General features: G+C 62.3%; 1 protein-coding gene. It reads left to right on the top strand.

Annotated elements, in window-relative coordinates:
• Positions 1–105: 105 nt before the first annotated feature.
• Positions 106–446, top strand: a 341-nt coding sequence (locus FVA95_RS32325) for a hypothetical protein (protein ID WP_205016051.1), incomplete at its 3' end; no start/stop codon positions are given.

The raw sequence follows: 446 nt of genomic DNA, 5'->3' as shown, positions 1-446 counted from the left end.
ACGGCAGGATCGTCAGCGCCTTCTAAGGCCGTCCCGGATTCTGCGCCGAACTCCACACCGAACTCCGCACCGGATTCCGCCCCGAGTCCTGTACCGAAGAATTCGGTGCAGGCGGGGTGGATGGTGGTGTCAGTGTCGCCGTCGGGCTCGACGCAGCTTCGCCCGAACAATCAGTTGCATCCCGAGGACATCGCAGTATTGTCGTTGCGGATTTCTCAGGTGTTGGATCGGTTGCGGCCGTCGTTGGTGACTCGGCAGTCGTTGTCGCGGGTGATCGGCGCCTTGTTGGAGGCGCGGGTGTGTGGCCCGGACGGATTACCGAAGGCTGTGCGGGAACGTTTGCGCGGTGATCTGGGTGAGGCGACCGCGTGGTTGACGCGGAATAAGTTCTTGTTGGCGGGGAAGGCGTGGAATCCGCGGTTGTTGGTGGGTTTGCGGATTTACCG

Origin of the sequence: Pseudonocardia sp. EV170527-09, from assembly GCF_008369905.1 — a bacterium.
In the GTDB taxonomy this organism is placed as follows: Bacteria; Actinomycetota; Actinomycetes; order Mycobacteriales; family Pseudonocardiaceae; genus Pseudonocardia.
The sequence above is the reverse complement of the archived record's forward strand: the minus strand, read 5'-3'. Positions and strand labels throughout refer to the sequence as shown.